The following is a 23003-nucleotide window of genomic DNA, read 5'->3' on the forward strand; positions in this document are numbered from 1 at the left end:
TCAATTTCCGCTACTTTCTAAAATTTTAATTGTATGTTTTAATGGTTCTTCCATACTGTCGTACAATGGACGCCAACCTAATGCGTAGATTTTTTGATTGTCTAGTAGTGCTTTTGTTGCTTTAGAAAATCCTTGTTTTTCTTGGGCGGTGGCTTCTCCATGAATCACTTTTGTTCCAGCCACATTGGCTAATGTTTCCGCAAAAGTACGTAACGTAATATCGCAATGTTCGTTTGAAACATTGTAAGCTTCCCCTTTTTGCCCTTTAACTAATAAAAACAGAAGAGCAGATACAATATCTGCAACATATGCATAAGAATATAGTTGGGTCCCTGCACTTTTTAACACAATGTTTTCTTTATGGACTGCATTCATAATAAATTGAGAAGAAGCTTTACTATCCGAAAGTAACATCGTAGGCCCGAAAGTACGACTAATTCTTGGAATAACAACATCAATACCATATTTCTGAATATAGGCTTGACATAATGATTCACTTGCTCGTTTTCCTTCTGGATAACCGGCCCGTAGCGTGTTACAGTCAATATAGCCGCAATAGTCTTCCGTAAATTTATCAAGATCTCCACGATTTTCTCCATAGATTTCAACAGTTGATAAAAATAACACTTTTTCACTATTCGCTTTGACCGCATAATCTAAAATATGCTGCGTACCAGCAATATTGGTCATAATCGTTCCAATTGGATCACTGGCATATGATTTAGGATGTGTATTACTAGCACAATGCAACACATAGTCACAAGCTTCTGCTACCTGAATTTCTTCTATGACATCTCCGATAACTATATGGAATAACGGATCTTCTAGATAACTAGTAAATCGCTCTTCTAAACGCGACAATGTTCGTCCCATCGCCCAGATCGAAATATTCGCATTTCTCGTTTTATTTTGGTACATAAGCACATCAATTAAAAAGGTCCCAATCATGCCTGAAGCACCAGTTATAAAAACAGATTTATTAGTTACTTTCGTCCAATCTGGTGTCTTCTCTAAAACTCGTTCAACGTCTGATAAATAATTATCGTCTGTAAATAACATGGTATCCCTCCACTACTCTTCTTTCATTTTCAAGAAGCCTTTAAATAACTGTAAGTCATCTTGTGTAGTTAACTTAATGTTTTTATCTGAGCCTAAAGCAAAATACAATGTTTCGCCTAAATCCACCATCATAGTATTCGTGTATGACGATTCAGAAATACCAATATTCTCACGGAATGCTTTTTCGTAAGCCCAAGTTAATTTTTCAAATTTATAGGCTTGTGGTGTTGACACGCGACGTAATGTTTCACGATTAATATATTGTCGAGTTGTTTCCTCAGTTTCTTTTACAAAAATTTGTTCATTATATGGCAACGAAGTCACTGCATTACCGTATTCTTGACACTTAACAATTACATCAGATAAAACTAATTCATCAACTAATGGACGAATTCCGTCATGGATAACAATAGTATCTTCTGGGTTTGAATGTTCTTTTAAGAAATTAACCCCATTATTAATTGATTCTTGACCAGAATTTCCTCCTGGAATAATCCATTGTAATTTGTCAATATGGTACTCTTTTGCATAGGCATCTAGTGTTTGTTCCCAACCTTTTTTACACACAACTAAGATTCGATCAATGAGTGGATGCTTTTGAAAAGATTCCAATGTGTAGATAATTATCGGTTTTTCCTCTACCATAATAAATTGTTTAGGAATCTCCTGCCCCATTCGTTTGCCGACCCCACCGGCAATAATTAAAGCTGTAATCATTTGATACAAAATCCTTTCTCTAACTAGTCAACCACTAGTTTTATTTCAATTTTGTTTAACTTATATATTCATCAACACAGCCAAAACTGCATTCAATCTTTTATATTTTCTCATAACTAACAGTAAGTTTCAATAATTTATCGTAGACCTTAATCGAACTGTAAATATTTTTGTTCGTTATTTTAATACAAAAATTACGGACAAACGATAAAAACTCTATACTTTTTGATTTACAAAAAACATCTCAAAACTCTGTAGAATTCAAATAGTAGAACTCAAGCCGTATTTAGAAGTGAGTAAAAATAGGCTTAAATGCCATTTGTCACGGATACAAGTATTTCAGAAAATACTATTTTTTATTCAAATACGTTAAATAGACCATAACCATATGTTTGATAAAAAAATAATTTCATAATAAGAATCACTTAATAAAAAATGAAGAAGCCAGAGGGTTTTCTCCTCTGACTTTTACGATGTTCACTATTTTTATTTACCAATACTATTTGACAAAGAACCTCGATAGATTGTTTGTTCGTTACCTTTATAAACTTATTCTATATTTTAAAGGCGCGGCTATCCAACCAACCGATTGTTTGTCCATTTATTTGAAATTGATAAGCCGTAACACCTGTTGATAGTTTAGCGGATTGAATGATCTGCACATTTTGATTTGCATATAGAGAGCCTAAACCTATTTTTTCTCCATCTTCTGCTGTATTATTTGGTTTTGTATATAATCCATGCTTCGATGAAACTGCTACATCGCCTATTTTGGCTCCACGACTCATTTTACTATACGTGGCTTTATCTAGTGTAGCTGTGAATGCTCGTTTGTCCATCCAGCCTGCATCTTTTCCACCTACTGTAAAATGGAGTAACTCTGTCCGGCTTGTTTTGGCATATCCTATGATATGAACGCTTTGGTTCGCATATTTATCTCCCATACCGATATTAACGATTCCAGGAGCTGTATTCATAATCCCATTAAACACGCCATGTTTTCCTGATTCAGCTGCTGGTTTTACTTTTGCCATGTAATCATAGCTTTTTTCATCTAGCAGCTCATCATACACATTGCTGAAGGCACGGCTGTCCAACCAGCCAATTGTTTGTCCATTTATTTGAAATTGATAAGCCGTAACACCTGTTGATAGTTTAGCGGATTGAATAATCTGCACGTTTTGATTCGCATATAGAGAGCCTAAACCTATTTTTTCTCCATCTTCTGCTGTATTATTTGGTTTTGTATATAATCCATGCTTCGATGAAGCTACTGCATCGCCTATTTTGGCTTTGCGACTCGTTTTACTATACGTGGCTTTATCTAATGTAGCTGTAAATGCTCGTTTGTCCATCCAGCCTGCATCTTTTCCACCTACTGTAAAATGGAGTAACTCTGTCCGGCTTGTTTTGGCATATCCTATGATATGAACACTTTGGTTCGCATATTTATCTCCCATACCGATATTAACGATCCCAGGAGCTGTATTCATAATTCCATTAAACACACCATGTTTTCCTGATTCAGCTGTTGGTTTTACTTTTGCCATGTAATCATAGCTTTTTTCATCTAGCAGCTCATCATACACATTGCTGAAGGCACGGCTGTCCAACCAGCCAATTGTTTGTCCATTTATTTGAAATTGATAAGCCGTAACACCTGTTGATAGTTTAGCGGATTGAATAATCTGCACGTTTTGATTCGCATATAGAGAGCCTAAACCTATTTTTTCTCCATCTTCTGCTGTATTATTTGGTTTTGTATATAATCCATGCTTCGATGAAACTGCTACATCGCCTATTTTGGCTCCACGACTCATTTTACTATACGTGGCTTTATCTAGTGTAGCTGTGAATGCTCGTTTGTCCATCCAGCCTGCATCTTTTCCACCTACTGTAAAATGGAGTAACTCTGTCCGGCTTGTTTTGGCATATCCTATGATATGAACGCTTTGGTTCGCATATTTATCTCCCATACCGATATTAACGATTCCAGGAGCTGTATTCATAATCCCATTAAACACGCCGTGTTTTCCTGATTCAGCTGCTGGTTTTACCCTTGCCGTGTAATCATATTGTTTTTCATCTAAAATTACATCATACTGTTTTCCACCACTAGATGTAAATCGTCCAGTGTAATCAGCATTAATATCAAACACACCTACGCCGATATCAACACCTGGAATCGTTAATAAAGAAGACCATTGCCATGCCGCATAACCTTCATTTTTGTGCCATAACTGATCTGCAGTCGGTTCAAAAGGATACTGAGCAATCCAAATATTTTCAGTCCCTAGTTGTGTAGGCGATAAAACTCCTTCTGTAAACCAGGCTGCCATTGAATAATGTAATACATTCGTAAAGCCTCTTGCTTTTAATTGATTGGCAAAAGCAATTGAATTAGCTGTCAATTGTCCATTATTCATGCTACCTTCTTCTGCATCATTAATCATTAAAGTGTCTTTTGATAATCCAGTATTAATTGCTGTATCGGCAAAGTAGTTTGCTTCTTTTATTGCCTGATCTTTTGTTGTAAAGTGACTATAGTGATAGGCGGATACTTTTATTCCCACTGCATTTGCATTTTGAACTTGTGCAAATCTTTCTGGATTTTGATAAGTTGTCGCTTCGGTCATTTTAACGACCACTCCGCCTATCCCATAACTTTTCATAGTTTGATAATTTGCTACACTTAAACTACCATTCCAAGAAGATACATCGATAAAGTTTTTAGGCGGACGATTTGCCTCTGTTATGCTAATAGGATCACCGTAGGCATATGCGGCTCTTTTTCTTCTCGTTCCTTTCATTCCTGATCCCATAGGTTTGTTCATATCCTCTGTTATTACGATTTCGTCTTCATCTTTCTTATTAGCTTCTGAAGAACTAGTCGTTTCCGAAGTTTCTTCAGCATCTGTTGATTGCCTAGTGTCTGTAGCACCACTCGTGTCCAAACTATTTTTTGTTTCCGAAGGAACTGATGATAAGGTGCTAGAAGAACTTTCTGTCGAAGTTTCCTCACTAGATGACGTAGAGTTTAGTGTTTCTGCTGTATCCGCAGAAATTACTTCTTCTGCACTTTCACTACTTGATGCATCGATTGCATACACTATTGATGAACTAGGAACCAATGTTGTCAGCATTAGCATTGTAATAACAGATATTTTATTTATTCTCTTCATTATTTATTTAACCCTTCTTTTTACGTATTCTTTACAATTAATCCTCATTTAATTATAGTATGTAAATTTTACTTGAAACCAACAATTTTTTACTTTTCAAATTGAAATTTCTCAAAACTGATTAGAATGAGCACTAGTTTCAAATAATTTTCTAATAAATTTTAGCTTACGTCAAGAAAATCTTGCTAACTTTTTTTTACTATTTTATTTCTAAACTTTATCTTTTTATTACATTGATTGTGTTATTTATTTTTTTACAACAAAATGCTGAACGCTATTTATAGATAACGTTCAGCATTAGTATAAATAATTGAAGTTTTTAAATATATTCTGTATACGATTTTTTAGTATCAACAATTAGCGCTTCATGATGAGGTTGACGATCTTCCTCTGGTGGCAATTGCATATAATCTCCAAAAACTTGTGTCAAATAGCGATTGTATCCCACTGGTATTGGCATTTTTGTATCTTCAAATGGAACAAAAATAGCAGATTTAAAATCTTCTAAATGATAAATATTGCCCATGTAGCGTGGTCCGACACATAATTCAGTGACATAAGGAGTTGAACCAAAGGAATACTTGGTCATTCTTTTTTCAGCGAAGCGCCAAATATGATAGCGAATTTTGCTTGAAGAAAAAATCCCTAATAAAACCTTGCTTCCTGTAGCCATCAGACCACCATGTTTTTCTGGAACAACTTGCGAACAAAATAACGCATAAATCAGTGCCCAAAACTTTTGAATTTTTCTTCGCAATTTCCCTTCTGGCGCACCATCTAATGGAAAAATATCAATTGGTAAACCATGAGGGATATCTAAATCCTCTTGATAGGGTTTAATAAAAGTAGTGGCAGTATCCCTAATAGTTATAAATGAATTATGATCATTATATGTTTTAGAAGCAACTAATAATGGATATCTATTTATGTCTGCTTTCTGCGGCCATAGCTTTTTTAATTTTTCATAGTCTGGTCGTGGCATAAAAAAATCCAAATCATCATCCCACGGAATAAATCCTTGACTGCGTACAGCACCAATACAACCACCGCCACAGAAATAACATAATAAATTATTTTCTTGACAAAATTGAACAAAATATTTGGACATAGTTAATGTTACAGCTTGTATTTCTTTTAAATCTGTCTGGGTCATCTCTTGCATAATTTTACCTCAATCTTAATCATTATCTTTCCTTAAAAACTTCTCATAAAATTTACCTCGTAAATTATTCGGCATCAAACTTACGACAACATGTGCACTGGAACTCACAAAAAAATCTTTAAAACTACCAAGTCCTGCTTGATAGATTGCTTTGCGTCCTTTTAGTCCTGACTTAAAATACTGCCAACCACCACGCCGTGCGTACATATCACTGCCTGTTCGAGCATAGACTAAATGTTCAGAAAGGTTCTGAGCTTCCTTTCCTTTTTTCAATAACCGCACCCACAAATAATAATCTTCAAATCCTGACATTGGCAGATAGTTACCGACCTCTAAAATGTCTGACTTCTTATACATGACAGTCATATGATTAAACGGGTTTCTTCTTTTGGAAAATTCACGAATATCCTCATTAGAACTGGGAAGGTTACGATAACCCAAAACATTTTCTATGTTCCCTTCAAATTCGATAATGTTAGAACCAGCAATGACCAAGTTAGGATTTTTTTGAAATAATTGCCACTGCTTTTCAATCCGATCCGTCTTCATAATATCATCTGCATCCATTCGTGCAATCAGTTCATTACGACAAACTTTAACCCCTTCTGCCAACGCTTTACCTAAACCAACATTTTTTTCTAGAGGTAAAACATGAAGCACTTCTGGATACGTTTCTTTATATTTATCTACAATGACTGTCATTTCTTCAGTTACAGGACCATCTTCTACTAATACTATTTCATCGACTTTTACAGTTTGATTAAAAATACTGTCTAAACATGCAATAACATATTCAGGACGCTCTTTTATATAAATGGAAAGTAAGACACTTACTGGTACCTTTTCCATTTCTTCACCCCTATTTCTTTTTTCATCCACGCTTGTATATTTTTACATAGAATACCTAATTTTTCAAGCTTTGTTAGAAGTCTCTCTTTTTTTTCAAAAAAAGAGGAGCTACTGCTCCTCTTAACGGTAAATTCTAATAGCATTCTCTTTACAATAATCCATCGTCAATTCTTCACGTTCTTCAGACTCATCCAATCCTCTTGATGATACTTTATCAAAGAGAATTTTGATGGTTTGAAGCAGAATTTTCATATCCAACAGTAATGAATAATTCTTGATGTACAGTAAATCAAAGTTCAATTTACTATTGTAGTCAGAAGCATACTTCCCATAAACTTGGGCATAGCCAGTAATCCCCGCACGTACATTGTGACGTAAATAGTAATTCGGGTTTTCCTGATTAAATTGATCAACAAAGAATGGTCGTTCAGGACGTGGTCCGACAATGGACATATCCCCGCGAATAACATTGATTAGTTGTGGCAACTCATCAATACGTAAAGCGCGCAAGTATTTACCAACTGTAGTGACGCGACTGTCGTTACTTGTAGATAAGACTGGACCTGATTTTGCTTCCGCTGTTGCCGACATCGTTCTAAATTTTAAAATCGAGAACTCACGTTGATCTAATGTAATCCGAGTTTGTTTGTAAATCACTGGTCCCGGTGAGGTTGCTTTGACTAAAATTGCTGCAATAAGCATTAAGGGGGAGGTAATCACAAATAGGCAAACAGAGACTAAAATATCGAATAAACGTTTAATAAAATTCTCTTCTGGTTGAATTTCAAAATTTGAGACTTCGATAATACTTTCATCTTCAAAGTTCATCATGTTTGGTTTTAACATAATTAGATTTTCAAAACTTGTATCTAAAAAGATTTTTTTCTTGTGTTTGACAATTAATTGATACAATTTTACTTTTTCGTTCTCATCAACATTACTTGAAATATAAACAATATCGATTTCATCGATAATTTTTTTTAAGTTTTCATAGTAATTACTGACAACAACACTCGTTACTTTATGCTTGTTATTTTTATCAGACATAAAGTTTTGAATTGACCGCATGACTTGATTTTCTTTACCTAGTAAAACAACTTTTCGCTCATTGCTGACCTTTAAGTAAAGATAATAAACAAGAATTCGCCAAAAACTTAGAACAATAATTCCGATTATAAAAGAATATCCTAAAACAGAACGCGGGAACGTAAACCAACGTCCGGCAAATGTCACAATCATAATCGTTAAAGTCATTAAAATTTGACCAATCACCGTGACAAAAATGATGTCACTAATTTTGCGATTATAAAAAATATACGCACCTAACAACAAATTCAAAAAGATAAAAAAGATTGAAATATAAATTGCAGATTTTTCATAAGCCACAAAGTTAAATGATGGTATTGCTCGGCCAAATTTCATTATAAATCCTAAGATGATTGATAAATTATAGAGCAAAACGTCTGCTAAAATAATTACAATCCGTCTTGCATTACTCCATTCACTTTTTGATGTCATTAAAAACTTCCTCTCTTCACTTCCAGTAATTACATTATTTGTAATAACATGCAACCCCTATATTACCATAATGTCAGCGGACAAGAAAGTTCTATAGGATGAAAATTATCTGCGATGTCTTTGGACACGACTTAATTCTTCAGGTTGGTCCCAGCCCTCTTCGTCAACAGGTGCTATCGGGCGCTCTTCATTGCTAACAGGACTTGTTTGTTTCACTCGTTTTCTTCTTTTAGGTGTCGTTGGTCTTTCATGTCTTCCTCGTTTTTTCTCTGGCCGGAAGTAGAAGGCTAGCCCAAGGAAACTATAAACAATCGGCATCCAATGAGGCGCTAATAAAATATCTTCCATAAATGAATGAATCCAGATTAAAAGGAAGCCTAAAAGTAAACTAACTTGCAAACGATCCAATGTTTTTTTGCGGAAACCAATCAATAAAATCATACTGACTAAAAAACCAAATAAAATCAGATAGCCAATGACACCAAAATTACTTAACGTAAATAGAAAAGCATTATGTGTCCCCAGCGGTTTCCATGAGGCCACAAAAGGCTCCATACCGACTTTAATATGTTGAGGATCAGATAACCATTTAGCAAAAAACTCATGCCAAATTCGTTCTCTTCCTGTAAATAAATCCACAGTATCCGATTCCGCACATAAGTAAAATAACAATGGTCCCAATGCAGCTACTCCGACAAAACCAAACAGCCAAACTTTCGAACGTTGCAAGAAACGTTTTGGTAAAAGATTATCCACCAGAATAAAACCAACTAAAATGGCAAAAGAGGTTTTTGATTGACTGACCCATGTACCTAAAACACCACCAATGTATACAGGTAAAAGCAGCAGGTTAAAAACCTTATTTCTATATGCTTTGATCAAACTACTGGCCATCATTGTTGAAAACATCAATGTTGCACCAATCGTATTGGTATTAATCCAAATACTTTCTAGTTTATTTGATTCTTTAAAAATTTCGTCTGCTGGAATCAACTGTGGCAACTCCACGGACATCCGATACAAAGTCGCACTCAAAGCAACTAAAGAGACAATTAATAAAAGCGTTTGATCCATACGGTCAAAGACACAAACTTTAAAACAAAGGACCAACAAAATAATTAAAGGAATCATTGTATCTGTTTGCATCGTGCTATGACGGATTGATTCCGTAAAGTGAAACAAGAGCCAGGTGGCTAGCGCCAACGCTACGGTCAGCCAGTCAATAAATTTTAATTTCGTACAATTTAATAGCAGTACAAGTATTACTGCTATTAATAATAAAATTGAACTATTGGCATACATATATTTTGTGACTGGCGCATCAATTCCTACGACCCACATCGTATACGAGCCGATCATTGTAACTAATAAAATAAGTCGACCGATTCTATTCAATACTTTTCCCATATTCAAACCTCATTCCATGAATGAATCACTAGTCGTTTATTCGATAAATATATGCCCCGTTCTGATCAGGTCCATATAATTTTTCAAAATGAATCGTTGGTGTGTCTAACGGTTCTAATGGTTTATAAACGACCGCATATTTAATCCCATATTCTTTTAATTTTTCTGGAGATAAACGAGCAATAATCGCATCTTTTTGCATCAACTCTAAAACAGGGGTCTGATTTCCTACTTCAACATTGATGTGCGCATAGCGATTATAAATAAATGTGTCTTTTCCTTTTGGATCTAATGGTTTCCAAGCCTCTAAGTCAGGTGTAAAAGCAACACCGTTAAATGTATGCACACCTAACATTGGCAAATAGCCATACATCAAGCGTTCGCCCACCCACAATTGGTTGGGGTCTTTTTTGTTAATTTCTTCCACTTCTACCGCTAATTTTTTTCCATAGACAGCAGAAACGCCTCGAGAAATTGGATTAACAAAGGCACCAGAAACCATAATGATTCCTAATAAGACAAGGACAAATAACGTGCGCCAACGTTTAAATAAAGCAACAATTAAAACGGTAGCGACAACTAAGACACCAATGATGTCCATTCGTGTAACGTATAACCGTAAATTGCCCGTATATAAAACAAAGAAATACAGAACAACATTTAATCCTAGCGCCCCTAACCAGGCCATCATTGGAATTTTTGCTTGGCGATTCCATAAATAATCGATGAACCATAAACTCAACAACACAGCGGCAAACCCGAAGGATAACATCGCCCGTTGTTCTGGCACATAAGACCACAATGTCAACTTAGCAAAAATTGTTGGAAATTGCACGCTCATCCAAACTAAGTTAAATAAACAATACACGAATAAGACAAAACCGTAAATGTTTTCTTTGATTTTTTTATAAAAAATAAATGGTGAGAGCGGCAAAATAACAAAAAATAATTGATAAAAACTACTGATTTCCGAATTATTTGAATATGGAACATCTTGAAACGGCATTTTCCAATTTGTTAAAAATAACAAAATATCGCGTTTAGGCATATCGCCACCTAAACTTACCCGTTTTCCTGGATAAGCGGTATCCATTACTGCTTTTAAGGAATCCAATGAGCCATATAGCGATCCGCCAACAATAATCGCCGTCATCAAGAGTGCCCCACCTATCAGGACCCCATCCCACTTATCCAACTTAATTTTTTTACGAAATTCTAAAAAGAATAAAATTAAAAATAATAAAATCAAATAACCAAGTGGTACTTGTAGCGCAGGATAAATAACTAAAACAAATCCTGAGGCCATAATAACAGCCGTTATCGCACAAATGACACGACGTCGAACACTACTATGATAATAGAAATAATTATAAATTCCCACTAAAAAACCTAAGCCAAAAAATACTAAATCTCCAACTGGCGAGACAAACCACCATTGAAGGGCCGAAGAAAACGGAATCCAAACACTTGCTAACAAAGCTAAATATTTATTCCGCCGTGTGACGATCAAACCAATTTCAAAAGAGAATAAAATCAAACCAATTAATTTAAGATTCCAATACCAAGATAAGCCATATTCTTTACCTAGTAGCACGTAGCCCCAAGTAAAAGGTTTCGCTAACGTGGCCAAATTCCACGCTGGCGAATTATAGCCTACCACCATGTCTTGACCATTTAACGTAATCACATCATTATGTGTTTTCAAACCCGTTTGTGTTTGCGACAGACTAAATGGGGTTTGAACGAGCCATTCATCCGAACGAACACCTCTTGGTTCACCAGCAATTAATGAACTTTTTTGGCCATCCGCATATTCAGAAACATACGCATCCCACATGTTTAATGAACTACCATGGACTTTAAAGGCGACCAGTAAAATAAAAATGACTGCCGCTAGCAGATAGCGCCAGCGTAACAAATGATCAACCAAGCGAGCGCTCTGCTCAGCTTGGTTGCGTAATGGTTGTTTTTCTTTTCTTGTAGTTAGTTGTTGTTCCATCTTTTCGCTCCATTTCGTCATCCGCAATTGCATCTAGTCAATTCGTAATGAAAAGTTGGGAATATCCCTTGTCAGATTAGGATTATAAAATGGATCATTTTCAATTAAAGGTCCCCATTTTTCTTCCATCATCACTTTTTCTTGTTCAAAACGTTTTTTCTTTTTGCCTTTATCATCATATCCACGAGTTTGAGATTCAAAATGATAAAGCTCTGCTTCATGAAGCCAAACATTGTCACGTCCTAAAGCTTGGACTTTCAGGCATAAATCAACATCATTGAAAGCTACGGTAAACGCTTTTTCAAAACCACCAACTGCATCAAAATCTGCTTTTTTCATAAGTAAGCACGCGGCAGTTACTGCTGAATAATTAACATTAATAGCTAACCGACCAAAATAGCCTAAGTCACCATGGGGATAACCATAATGACCATGTCCAGCAACACCACCTAATCCTAAAATAACGCCTGCGTGTTGGACCGTATTATTTGGATACAATAATTTCGCACCTACACAGCCAATCCGTTCTTGCTGAGCAAATGAAACCATCAAAGTTAACCAATTCTCTGTAATCACTTCGGTATCATTATTTAAAAATAATAAATACTCTCCGTGCGCTTTTTTCGCTGCACGATTGTTAATAGTTGAGAAATTGAATGGAATATCGATTGATTCAACGAAAAAGCGGCCAGGTAATTGTTGTTCAAATTCTGCATACAATTCGTGCATTTTTGGATCTGTACTTCCATTATCAGCCATAATAATCTCGTAATTTTGGTAGGTTGTTTTTTCAATAATCGATGAAACACAACGTTGTACGTCTTTATAGCCATTTTTAGTTGGAATAATAATTGAGACTAACTTGTCGGATTTAATGTCATAATAAACATCGTATAAGCCATTCGCCGCCCCATGCGTTGCACGACCATTAATACCTCGACGAACGAGCGCATCTTGCACGGCTCTTAGCCCCGCTTCAAAAGCATAACCTTTTGAGCCCTGATCCACCGCTGTTGAGGTTGGTAGCATCCGCCAATAGTAAAGAACTTTTGGAATATGTTTGATGCGTTCTTTTGTCGTTTTTTCAGTGAATCTTAAGACTAAATCGTAGTCTTGAGAACCTTCGTAACCTTTTCGAAAGCCACCAATTTCTTCTAGAATACTCCGACGATACACGCCTAAATGCGAAATGTAATTGGTTCCTAAAAGTAAATCAGGTGACCAATCTGGTTTAAAGGCTGGATCAGAACGATTTCCATCCATGTCAATCTTATCTTCATCACTATAAATTAAATCCAGTTCTGGGTTTTCATTAAGCACTTTAACCACTTCATAAAAAGCATTGATCGCTAATTCATCATCGTTGTCTAGTAAGGCGACAAATTCTCCGGTAGCAATCGCTAAAGCAGAGTTGGTTGCTTCGGAAATATGACCATTTTGTTCACGAAAGACGACCCGAATTCGCTCATCCAATTGCTGGTACTCTGTTAAAATCTTTTTGACATTGGGATCTGTTGAGGCGTCATCGGCCATACATAATTCCCAATTAGTATAGACTTGATTCAAAATAGAATCAATGCACAACCGAAGCCATTTTTCTTCAACATTATACACTGGCATCGCAATGGAAATTTTAGGTTGATAATGAAATGTTGCGATTTCTTGCGTCATCGCTTCTATGTCTAGTACTTCATTTCTAGCTAACCAGTTAGGATACGAAGCTTGATTTCTTAGTTTCTCAATTTTCGCTCGTTGAATGGTATGAGAAATACCATTTTTAGCCATATACTTAAATCCTTTTTTGGCTTTTATCCAGAGACGAGTCACTTTATCTTCTGTCCCTGGAATCACTGGATATTTTTTATTCAAGGGAAAATCCACCGTTACAACATGTGCTGATGATTGAAAATGAAAAGGGAGTACTTTTTTTTGTTTAATTCCTTCAAGTGTAACAACAAAGCCAGCTTCAATCGCAGGCTCTGTTTGATAAATTTGATTAACATCTTCACGTAAAACGCGCTGAATGTTATAAGCGGACACTTGGTTTTCATTATTAATTGTGAAAGTTGGGCTTTCTTTAGTGATTGTATCTAACGCCCAACCTGTAATGGTCAAATTATTTGTTGCTTTGTCGCGATAGATACTATCAAAGATCACCTTAATGTCTTCATTCATGTGCATTCTCCTTATAGATGTTTCGGATTTCGGTAGGGATCAACTAAAGCTTCCGCGGTCCATTTTTCCGCAAGTTCTTTATAAGATCCTTTTTTATCATGGTTTTGCATTTTTTCGTCTGCTTTCAAAATTGCATAGGACACATATACATTTCGTTTACCAGCGCTAGCAAATTGTAACGATAAATCGACACCCATCCATTCTTTTCCTAAGTTTTCGTTAATTCCTTCTAAATTTAGGTAAAGTTGTTTGTTGAATAGTAAGCAGTCTTCAGTTGCTGCTTGAATATTTCTTGGTAAAGCAATTCTGTAATAGTAACCTAAGCTTTTACCAGGGGTGCCTTTTTCGGGATAAAGTAATCGACCTTTGTCTGTATCAACTGATACTCCTACTGTTTCCACGCGATAGCGTGCGTCAACTACGCGGCCAGTCACTAAACCAGAGGTCTCTTGTTGACCAATGTTCATTAACTCTTTTAACCAATCATTTTTCGTTGGTACCAATCCAGCATTTAATAAAGCTACATATTCTCCCTTAGCAGCTTGAATCATGCCATGACGAGTTTCTGTTGAAACATAACGAAGACGGTCATTTTGGATATTTATTTGATTCTCGAAGCGTGCAGGCAATAGAATTTCATAATTTGTATAGGCAGTTTTTTCTAATAATTGACGTAAGTAGCTACTCATATTCTCTGTATCATTCGTAATAATCAATGATACCATCGGCACATGATCATAAAGATAGTTAATTTTATAGGAACCATAAAATTCGGCAATCTCTACTTGTGCTTTTAAGCCACGGCGTTCCGTTGCCGCTTGGACCGCTTTTTGACCAGCTACATAGGCGTAACCTTTGCTTTCAGGGTTTAGAGCAGTCGATGATTCAATGGCACGCCAATGATACATCATACCAGGAATATGCTTGATTTTCGTTGCTTGTTCCGTTGCTCGTAATACGAAATCATAGTCTTGAGCGCCGTTATATGCTGAGTTCAATCCGCCTACTTTTTCTAATAAATCACGTTTCACAACAACAAAGTGTGTAATGTAATTATGGTTTAAAATCAGTTCTGGATTCCAGTCCGATTTGTAAAACGCGTTGAAGCGACGACCATTTTCTGTAATTTTATCTTCATCAGTATAAAGAAAATCAATCGTTGGGTCTGTATTTAAAGCTTTGACCACTTCATATAATGCTTGTGGCGCTAATTCATCATCGTTATCCATGAAACCAACAAAATCGCCAGTAGCAATCGACAAAGCTGAGTTAGTTGCTTCTGAAATATGTCCGTTTTCTTCGCGATAAATAACTTTGATTCGTTGATCTAGTTCTTTATATTTTTCTAGCATGGGCTTAATATGTTCGCTTGGCGATGCATCATCTGCTAAACATAACTCCCAATTTTCATAGTACTGATTTTGTAAAGAAGAAACGCACGCTGCAAGCCATTTTTCTTCGACATTATAAACAGGCACAGCGACAGAAATTTTAGGCTGAAATTGGAACGTTTTAATTTCCGCTAAAACTGCCTCCACGTCAACAGGGGATTCTGCTTTTTCTTGTCGTTTAAAGTACCACTTCACTGAGCCCATCAAACCACGTGTCTGAATCGAACGCCATGCTCGATCAAATTTCGTGCCCGGTTGAACCATGTTTGGACGCTCCACCACGTATTGAACCTTCTGGCCTGATTTGGTATCAATGTTTAACGTGTAGGCTGGTAAATCTTCTGGATCTTTAATCGTAATGACAAAACCATAATCTTGATCGCCTTCTAATTCAAACATATCAATAACATCCCGACGATATTCTGTTTCCACCGTATAAGTGACTGATTCACTAGCTTCTGCAATGCTGAATCTTAGCGGATAATTTGTTTGTTTGTCATACGCCCACCCTCTGATAACAGAAACGTTATTTTCTACATCGCGAGCAATATCATCAATGGTTAAATTAATCATTTTATCAAATTTAGTTAACGTGATTCGTTTATATTTTCCAGTAGGCATAGGGGCTGTCTCCGTCTGTTTATTCATTTCTTCTAAAAATTGATTTCTTTCATCTAACAGTGCATGAATAAAGGTATTTTCACGTTCTGAATAGTTGCCTTCAAAGAAATAATCAATGTCTACTGTCAGGTCTTTGCCTGCCATTTGTGCATCGGTTACTTCGATTACAGGTACTTGCGTATCTAAGAAATAATAGACATTCTCTTGTACCAGAAAAGCATTCGTGGCTGCGACTGGGACTGTCTGGCCGTCTATCGTCATGGATAATTTGACAATTGCCCCCGTTAAACTTGGGAATAATTTTATCAGTTGGACGTCTTCTGGTATCTTCAGTTGGAACTGTTTTGTTTCAGGTTTTTGTAAATCAACTGGTTGATCCAACTCAGTCTCTTTTTCTTCGCCGCAATTAATTAAAATATGAACGTTTTTTTCATTGTATGAATTTACAGGTGTCACTCGCTCTGGCTGTTCTACTGGTTCAGCAGTCAAGGCAAAAAAGTACTGATACACTTCGCCAAAGGGACGCGCTTTAAAAGCTGCTTGTACTTCTACAGGTAACGCTTCATACGTCGTAGGAATTTCGTTGTAGCCAACTTGATTAAATGTAAAATCTTCTTTGGCAATGTATAAACCAACTTCTGCAAAAACTTTTTCAAATCCTTCTTGTAAATAGAATGATTTATGCGTAGCATCCAACAGCCCAGTTTCATTCCATGTTAAACGATTATTAAATAAATCAATTAAGACCGAATTATGCGCCAAATTAGGGAAAGTGATTAAGATTTGACCACCTGGTTTTAAAAATGGTTTGACTTTTGCTAAGGCGCTTTGAGGATTCATTAAATGTTCCAACACATCTGCAAAAACGATATAATCAAACGTCTTACCAGCAAAGTATTCGACCCAATCATTTTCATCAATATTGCCATAAAAGGCATCTGTTGAAAATTGACTGACATGATCATAAAGTTCTTTGTCTAATTCAACAATTGAGACCTGGCACTTTTTTTCTTCCATCAAATAGCTAGTCATTCGCCCATTACCTGGACCAAATTCCAAGACATCACTATTTTCTTTGATTTGTGCTACGATTTTCCCAACACTGGTACTCTCGTCTGTTTCCATTTCAAAATCATACTTCATCTTTTGTCGTATCCTTCCATTTATGATCTAAGATGACAATTCCTTCTCCGGCATAACGACCGGTAATAAACATCGTCACGTATTTTGTTTTGTAGACTAATGGGACTGTTGCATGTTCCTCAAAGAAAGCAATATCAAAATAATATTCACCTGTTAATAATGACATTTTTTCATATTCTAAATAAAAAACATTCCGTCCTTTTTTCCAAGGAATTTGCACGCCATCTAACAACGTATTTAAGCCACAGACATAATGATTGTCCACTGTTCGAATAGCGACCCCACAAACAGGCTTCTTAATTTGGTCATTTTTGACAGTATATTCAATTTTTACAATCACTTTTTCATCTTGCGTTACCATTTCTAATGGTTCATAATCCGCATTTAAAAGTTCCGCATGATCCACTTCAATAATATCTGGTGTTGGGGTTTCATCTTTCATGGTCGCTTCGCGGTCAACCGTTTTAATTGATTTCTTTTTCAAAAAGTTTTCGTAGTTGGTCGTCACGTCCATCGTATCTCCATATTCAACGACTTTCCCGTGTTGCAACCAAAAAGTTCTGTCACAAAAACGACGAATGGAGTTTACATCGTGAGAAACAAATAAAATTGTTTTACCAGAATTTTTAATTTCCGTAAATTTTTCCATACATTTTAATTGAAACTCTAAATCCCCGACAGCCAACGCTTCATCGACAATTAAAATATCGGGATCCACGTTAATAGCTACCGCAAAAGCCAAGCGGACAAACATACCACTAGAGTATGTCTTAACTGGTTGATACAAATGATCGCCGATGTCAGCAAAATCAATGACATCTTGGACACGCTCTTCCATCTCTTCTCGGGAAAAACCCAAGACCATTCCATTTAAGAAAATATTTTCATATCCTGAATATTCAGGGTTAAAACCTGAACCTAATTCAAGCAACGCTGAAATTTTCCCATTAATCACCATGGACCCGGAGGTTGGCGTTAATACTCCTGTAATAATTTTTAACATGGTTGATTTTCCAGAACCATTTTCGCCGACAAAGCCAATCATCTCGCCTTTTTTAATTTGCATCGTGACATCGTCTAACGCATAAAACAAATCGTGGTAGGATTTTTTGGTTGGACTAAGCGCTTCTTTAAACCGATCGGACGGCTTTTTATACATGTTGTATGTTTTGGTAATATGTTGGATATCGATTGCATATTCTGACATGTCGTTCTCTCCTTATAGTACATCTGAAAAATGTGGTTTTAAGCGTCTAAACACGGTTGAGCCAATTAATAGTAAAACAATAGTAACTCCCCAGAAATATAAGCTATATTGCCAATGTTCCCAGAACCATGCACCGCCTAAATAAGATTCGCGGTATCCTTGAACAATATAATATAATGGATTGATTTTTAAGATTGTCGCAATCATTCCAGTTGGTTGCCATAAAATTGGTAATGTCCACATAACTGTTTGCATAATGATATTGATAAATTGCATAATATCAGGTAAAAATGGTTGTGTTGAAGCAGTAATCCACGTAATTGCTGTTAAAAAGACTAATAAACAAGCTAAGTAGTAAATTAATTGCAAACTGTACAGACTTGGGTAATAACCGTTAGCTGTAGTAATTACAAAACCAATTAGAATGAAAAACAAGTGGGTGTACAAGTTCGATAAAATTTTAGATGTTGGTAAAATTTGTACATTAAACACGACTTTTTTAACTAAATAACTATATTCACGAAACACATTCGTGGCTGATAATAACGAATCTGAAAAGAAGAACCAAGGTACCATCCCTGTTACTAAATAGACAATGAATGGCATATTGTCGCCAGCTCTAGAACGAAGGCCTACAGAAAAGACAAACCAATACGTCAAAACAGTTACTAATGGCGTTAAAAACGCCCAGACAATTCCTAGTGCTGAACCAGCATACTTGGCCTTAAAATCATTAAATGAAAATTGTAATAACAATTTTTTGTTCTGAAAAATATTCTTGAAAATTGAAAATGTTTCTTTAAACATATACTTATTCCTTCCGTAATAAACTATTTTTATCTAAAATTTTTGGATACAAAAATGCCATTTTAAACAACATTTCTATTTTATCGATAAACGCCTAGCTTTTCAATAGTAGACCCCTTTTTATAAAGAAAAATTTAACTGATTTAGCTATATTAAAAAATCTTGTCCAATTTTTAGGAGATTATGCTACAATAATGGAGGTCTTGCATTTTTTTGCACGGAAACTATTTTTGAGAGAAGGGAAATTATGGTTCTTTTTATTATTTACGTATTTCTGTCTTCTGCTGGTCTGGTCTTATTTAAACTAGGTTCTAGCAGTTTGAACATCCAACTCCAACAAACAATTTTTTCAATGAATATCTCACTTATATCTTTATTAGGTTTATTTTGTTATTTAATTAGTTTTATTTTATGGATGTTAATTATTAGTCGTTCCGATGTTTCTTACATTGTTCCTTTAGGCGTTGCCTGTACAAACATCGCTATTTTAATTGCTTCAAATCTTATTCTAAAAGAGACAATCACAACGAATGCCCTTATTGGTGCTGTGGTTATTATTGTCGGCATTGTGATTATGAATCTTAAATAAAAAAGATCGCTATTCATTGAGCTGACCCTTAAAAATTAGACTTTCAGGTCCAACTTTTAAGGGTCACTACACATTAGCGATCTTTTTTATTTTCTTCAGATTTCATGATAGATAATTCTTGCAATAATGTTTTAATGCGATTTTCGTGTTTTGAAATCAACACAGAATTTTTAATTTCCATGATTAAAAGGACAATCACCGCAGCTGATAATAAGAAGTTTGATGTTGTTTCAAACCCAAAGGCCATTGCTAACCATTCTGCCACATGCGGGAAAATAGCAAAAATAATTAAGACAATTGAGATTAATAACCAAATCAAAGCATTTTTTAGGAGAAAAATATTTTTATTAATCCCTCGAATAATGTATAAGAAAAAGCCAATTGCAAATAAAAATAAAGCTAGCCATAACACGGTTGGTAGCATTAATCTCCCTCCTTCATAAAGGCAGCAATCAGAATTGCTGAGCCGACTTCCAGCATATACTTCACAGAAGCCAAGGCACGAATCGAAGAAACACCACCAAGCCGTTCCATCATATTGACAGGTCTTTCAACAATCACAAAGCGTTTTTTAATTAAGTGAACAATCGATTCTGGCTCGGGATAATTTGTCGGATAACGCTTTGCAAAAAAAGCAATCACTTTCCGATTTCCCGCTCGATAACCAGAAGTCACATCATAAATTGTTTTACCAGAAGCCATTCGAATGCAAAAAGATAACAAACGAATACCAAAACGGCGCATTTTCGTACTTTGAAAAGCCGCTTCGTTTCCAGGAATGAAACGAGAGCCAATCGAAAAATCACATTTACCCTCTGCTAATGGTTCCAGTAAAATAGGTAAACTATTGATATCATGTTGACCATCACCATCAAACTGAACCGCCACATCATACTCATTTTCTAAGGCATATTTATAGCCGGTCTGTACCGCCCCGCCAATACCTAAATTCAACACTAAATGAATGGCATTAATTTGGTTGACTTCTAAAATTTGTTTGGTTCCATCTGTCGAGCCATCATTAATTACCACATAATCCAATTCATGTTGAAAATGCGTAACTTCCTGTTTAAATGTTTCAATGGAAGCAATCGTCCGCAAAATGTTTTCTTCCTCATTGTAAGCAGGAATGATTAAAAGTACCTTCATAAAGAGAAACACCTTTCCACTTTTTCTCTAACAAAACCCCTCACTTACACAAAACAATTTATTGTTGAACATTTTCTAACATTTGTGCTAAGGCTTCTTGCCAAGTAGGAATTTTAAAGCCTAACGCTTCTGTTTTACTTAAATCCATGACAGAATATTGTGGTCTTTGCGCCTTTTGTGGAAATTGAGTTGAATCCACTGGCAGTACTTCCACTTCAGTATCTTTTAAAATTTCTTTAGCAAACTGATACCAGCTACAGCTGTTTTCATTAGACAAATGATAAACACCAAATGGCGCTTTTTCTGCAATAACAAATGCCATAAATTCGGCTAACGTTCTTGTCCAAGTTGGGCGGCCAAACTGATCGTCCACTACCGTTAGTTGGTCTCTTGTTTCCGCTAATTTTTGCATGGTAAAGACAAAGTTATGACCGTATTGACCAAATACCCATGATGTTCGAATAATATAATAGTCGTCCAGGATTTCTTGTACCGCTTGTTCACCTAATAACTTCGTCCGACCATACTCATTTAAAGGATTCGGTTGATCATCAATCGCATAGACGCCTTCTTTTTTAGTTCCATCAAAAATATAATCTGTACTTACATAAACAAGTGTCGCCCCCACTGCTTTAGCAGCTTCTGCAACATGACGTGTGCCATCTACATTCACTTTTTCATCTAATTCCTTGCCTTCGTCTTCTGCTTTATCAACAGCTGTATAAGCAGCACAATGATAAATGACGCTTGGTTGAATTTCTTTCACTTTTGCCAACGTACTATCCGCATCAGTAATATCTAATTCTGTGGAATCCGTTGAAACATACTCAATTCCTTGTTCGTCTAATAGGTGACGTAATTCTGTGCCCAATTGGCCATTTCCACCAGTAATTAAAATCATTTTTTTCGCTCCTTCTTGAAAAAAAGGCAGGGCAAAGTAGCTTTTGTACTTTGCCATCGCCTTTCGACTGTTATCTCACATGTCAGAAAAAATTACTGACCATTTTGTGCATATTTTGCTTCAACAGCTTCTTTATCTGCACGCCACCAGTCTTCATTTTCTGTATACCACTTGATGGTTTCTGCCAAGCCTTCACGGAAATTCGTGAATTCTGGTTCCCAACCTAATTCTTCGCGTAATCTGGTTGAATCAATCGCATAACGTAAGTCATGTCCTGCACGATCGTTGACATGCTCATAGGCATCAACAGGTTGTCCCATTAATTCTAAAATTAATTCCATCACTGTTTTATTGTCTTCTTCACCATCGGCTCCGATTAAATATGTTTCGCCAATTTGACCTTTTGTTAAAATTGCCCAAACAGCCGAAGAATGGTCGTTTGTATGAATCCAGTCACGAACATTTTTACCAGCACCATAAAGTTTTGGTGTAATGCCACTTAAGACATTGGTAATTTGACGGGGAATAAATTTTTCAATATGTTGATATGGACCATAGTTATTTGAACAATTTGAAATTGTTGCTTGTAAGTTAAAAGAACGAACCCATGCTTTGACTAACAAGTCAGATCCTGCTTTTGTTGAAGAATAAGGACTTGAAGGATTGTAAGGCGTTTCGGCAGTGAATTTTTCCCCTTCGCCTTCTCCATGTCCTGGTAAATCTTCTCTTAAAGGTAAATCGCCATAAACTTCATCAGTCGATACATGGTGGTAACGAACATTGTTTTTACGGCAAGCTTCGATCAATGTGTACGTCCCAATCAGATTGGTTTGTACAAATGGGAATGGGTCGTTTAATGAGTTGTCGTTATGCGATTCAGCAGCATAGTGAACAACCGCATCTGTTTCAGCGACTAAACGATTAACTAATTCAGCATCAGCGATATCTCCTACGACTAATTCCACGCGATCACTTGGTAGACCTTCAAGATTTTTTTCATTTCCTGCATACGTTAATTTATCTAATACAGTTACATGAACTTCTGGATGATTCTTTACAACATAATGAACAAAATTTGAGCCGATAAAACCAGCTCCACCTGTTACGATGATTTTTTTCATAATTGA

The 23003-nt window shown here is 36.0% G+C and carries 17 protein-coding genes; 1 reads left to right on the forward strand and 16 read right to left on the reverse strand.

The window, feature by feature from the left end:
* The 12 genes from PYW42_RS09150 to PYW42_RS09205 form a co-directional block, all read right to left on the reverse strand.
* Positions 1-1059, reverse strand: coding sequence for an NAD-dependent epimerase/dehydratase family protein (locus tag PYW42_RS09150; protein WP_002411418.1), 1059 nt, complete (start codon positions 1057-1059; stop codon positions 1-3).
* A gap of 12 nt (positions 1060-1071) precedes the next feature.
* Entirely contained in the window at positions 1072-1776 is a 705-nt protein-coding gene (locus tag PYW42_RS09155; RefSeq protein WP_002378508.1) for an IspD/TarI family cytidylyltransferase, read from the reverse strand.
* 554 nt (positions 1777-2330) lie between these two features.
* On the reverse strand, positions 2331-4958 hold the full coding sequence (locus PYW42_RS09160; RefSeq protein WP_080453272.1) for a GW domain-containing glycosaminoglycan-binding protein: 2628 nt from the start codon (positions 4956-4958) through the stop codon (positions 2331-2333).
* 319 nt (positions 4959-5277) lie between these two features.
* A complete protein-coding gene (locus PYW42_RS09165) occupies positions 5278-6120 on the reverse strand; it encodes a LicD family protein (protein ID WP_002410863.1) in 843 nt (280 codons plus the stop codon).
* A gap of 15 nt (positions 6121-6135) precedes the next feature.
* A complete protein-coding gene (locus tag PYW42_RS09170; protein WP_002410862.1) occupies positions 6136-6969 on the reverse strand; it encodes a glycosyltransferase in 834 nt (277 codons plus the stop codon).
* A 120-nt stretch (positions 6970-7089) separates the two neighbouring features.
* A complete protein-coding gene (locus tag PYW42_RS09175) occupies positions 7090-8487 on the reverse strand; it encodes a sugar transferase (protein WP_002410860.1) in 1398 nt (465 codons plus the stop codon).
* 105 nt (positions 8488-8592) lie between these two features.
* Positions 8593-9894: an EpaQ family protein gene (locus PYW42_RS09180; protein WP_002410859.1), complete on the reverse strand. Its 1302-nt coding sequence runs from the start codon at positions 9892-9894 to the stop codon at positions 8593-8595.
* Positions 9895-9922: 28 nt separating this feature from the next.
* A complete protein-coding gene (locus tag PYW42_RS09185; RefSeq protein WP_002383759.1) occupies positions 9923-11926 on the reverse strand; it encodes a DUF7657 domain-containing protein in 2004 nt (667 codons plus the stop codon).
* Complete coding sequence (locus PYW42_RS09190; protein WP_010816143.1) at positions 11927-14068, reverse strand: glycosyltransferase family 2 protein; 2142 nt, start codon at positions 14066-14068, stop codon at positions 11927-11929.
* 11 nt (positions 14069-14079) lie between these two features.
* Positions 14080-17223, reverse strand: coding sequence for a glycosyltransferase (locus PYW42_RS09195; protein ID WP_002410856.1), 3144 nt, complete (start codon positions 17221-17223; stop codon positions 14080-14082).
* A complete protein-coding gene (locus PYW42_RS09200; RefSeq protein ID WP_002356901.1) occupies positions 17213-18430 on the reverse strand; it encodes an ABC transporter ATP-binding protein in 1218 nt (405 codons plus the stop codon). Before PYW42_RS09200 ends, PYW42_RS09195 begins: the two co-directional genes overlap by 11 nt.
* A 12-nt stretch (positions 18431-18442) precedes the next feature.
* Positions 18443-19237 carry an ABC transporter permease gene (locus PYW42_RS09205; protein ID WP_002356900.1) on the reverse strand — a complete coding sequence of 265 codons (795 nt, stop codon included), beginning with the start codon at positions 19235-19237 and terminating at the stop codon, positions 18443-18445.
* Positions 19238-19484: 247 nt separating this feature from the next.
* Here PYW42_RS09205 and PYW42_RS09210 point away from each other — a divergent pair, with 247 nt between their 5' ends.
* Positions 19485-19826 (forward strand): EamA family transporter, encoded by a 342-nt coding sequence (locus tag PYW42_RS09210; protein WP_002356899.1) that lies wholly within the window; start codon positions 19485-19487, stop codon positions 19824-19826.
* A 73-nt stretch (positions 19827-19899) separates the two neighbouring features.
* Here the strand turns inward: PYW42_RS09210 and PYW42_RS09215 are convergent, their stop codons facing one another.
* The 4 genes from PYW42_RS09215 to rfbB all read right to left on the reverse strand — a co-directional run bounded on the left by PYW42_RS09215 (position 19900) and on the right by rfbB (position 22997).
* Entirely contained in the window at positions 19900-20250 is a 351-nt protein-coding gene (locus PYW42_RS09215) for a DUF2304 domain-containing protein (RefSeq protein WP_002356898.1), read from the reverse strand.
* Positions 20250-20975, reverse strand: coding sequence for a glycosyltransferase family 2 protein (locus PYW42_RS09220; protein WP_002359897.1), 726 nt, complete (start codon positions 20973-20975; stop codon positions 20250-20252). Before PYW42_RS09220 ends, PYW42_RS09215 begins: the two co-directional genes overlap by 1 nt.
* A 58-nt stretch (positions 20976-21033) precedes the next feature.
* Positions 21034-21876, reverse strand: a complete 843-nt coding sequence (gene rfbD, locus PYW42_RS09225; RefSeq protein ID WP_002356895.1) for a dTDP-4-dehydrorhamnose reductase — start codon at positions 21874-21876, stop codon at positions 21034-21036.
* 92 nt (positions 21877-21968) lie between these two features.
* Positions 21969-22997: a dTDP-glucose 4,6-dehydratase gene (gene rfbB / locus PYW42_RS09230; protein WP_002359895.1), complete on the reverse strand. Its 1029-nt coding sequence runs from the start codon at positions 22995-22997 to the stop codon at positions 21969-21971.
* Between the last annotated feature and the right edge of the window lie 6 nt (positions 22998-23003).

Source organism: Enterococcus faecalis (genome assembly GCF_029024925.1).
GTDB lineage: Bacteria > Bacillota > Bacilli > Lactobacillales > Enterococcaceae > Enterococcus > Enterococcus faecalis.

Coding starts and splice junctions, on each gene's coding strand:
- PYW42_RS09150 (WP_002411418.1), bottom strand. CDS start 1,059: ATGTTATTTACAGACGATAATTATTTATCAGACGTTGAACGAGTTTTA.
- PYW42_RS09155 (WP_002378508.1), bottom strand. CDS start 1,776: ATGATTACAGCTTTAATTATTGCCGGTGGGGTCGGCAAACGAATGGGG.
- PYW42_RS09160 (WP_080453272.1), bottom strand. CDS start 4,958: ATGAAGAGAATAAATAAAATATCTGTTATTACAATGCTAATGCTGACA.
- PYW42_RS09165 (WP_002410863.1), bottom strand. CDS start 6,120: ATGCAAGAGATGACCCAGACAGATTTAAAAGAAATACAAGCTGTAACA.
- PYW42_RS09170 (WP_002410862.1), bottom strand. CDS start 6,969: ATGGAAAAGGTACCAGTAAGTGTCTTACTTTCCATTTATATAAAAGAG.
- PYW42_RS09175 (WP_002410860.1), bottom strand. CDS start 8,487: ATGACATCAAAAAGTGAATGGAGTAATGCAAGACGGATTGTAATTATT.
- PYW42_RS09180 (WP_002410859.1), bottom strand. CDS start 9,894: ATGGGAAAAGTATTGAATAGAATCGGTCGACTTATTTTATTAGTTACA.
- PYW42_RS09185 (WP_002383759.1), bottom strand. CDS start 11,926: ATGCAATTGCGGATGACGAAATGGAGCGAAAAGATGGAACAACAACTA.
- PYW42_RS09190 (WP_010816143.1), bottom strand. CDS start 14,068: ATGAATGAAGACATTAAGGTGATCTTTGATAGTATCTATCGCGACAAA.
- PYW42_RS09195 (WP_002410856.1), bottom strand. CDS start 17,223: ATGAAGTATGATTTTGAAATGGAAACAGACGAGAGTACCAGTGTTGGG.
- PYW42_RS09200 (WP_002356901.1), bottom strand. CDS start 18,430: ATGTCAGAATATGCAATCGATATCCAACATATTACCAAAACATACAAC.
- PYW42_RS09205 (WP_002356900.1), bottom strand. CDS start 19,237: ATGTTTAAAGAAACATTTTCAATTTTCAAGAATATTTTTCAGAACAAA.
- PYW42_RS09210 (WP_002356899.1), top strand. CDS start 19,485: ATGGTTCTTTTTATTATTTACGTATTTCTGTCTTCTGCTGGTCTGGTC.
- PYW42_RS09215 (WP_002356898.1), bottom strand. CDS start 20,250: ATGCTACCAACCGTGTTATGGCTAGCTTTATTTTTATTTGCAATTGGC.
- PYW42_RS09220 (WP_002359897.1), bottom strand. CDS start 20,975: ATGAAGGTACTTTTAATCATTCCTGCTTACAATGAGGAAGAAAACATT.
- rfbD (WP_002356895.1), bottom strand. CDS start 21,876: ATGATTTTAATTACTGGTGGAAATGGCCAATTGGGCACAGAATTACGT.
- rfbB (WP_002359895.1), bottom strand. CDS start 22,997: ATGAAAAAAATCATCGTAACAGGTGGAGCTGGTTTTATCGGCTCAAAT.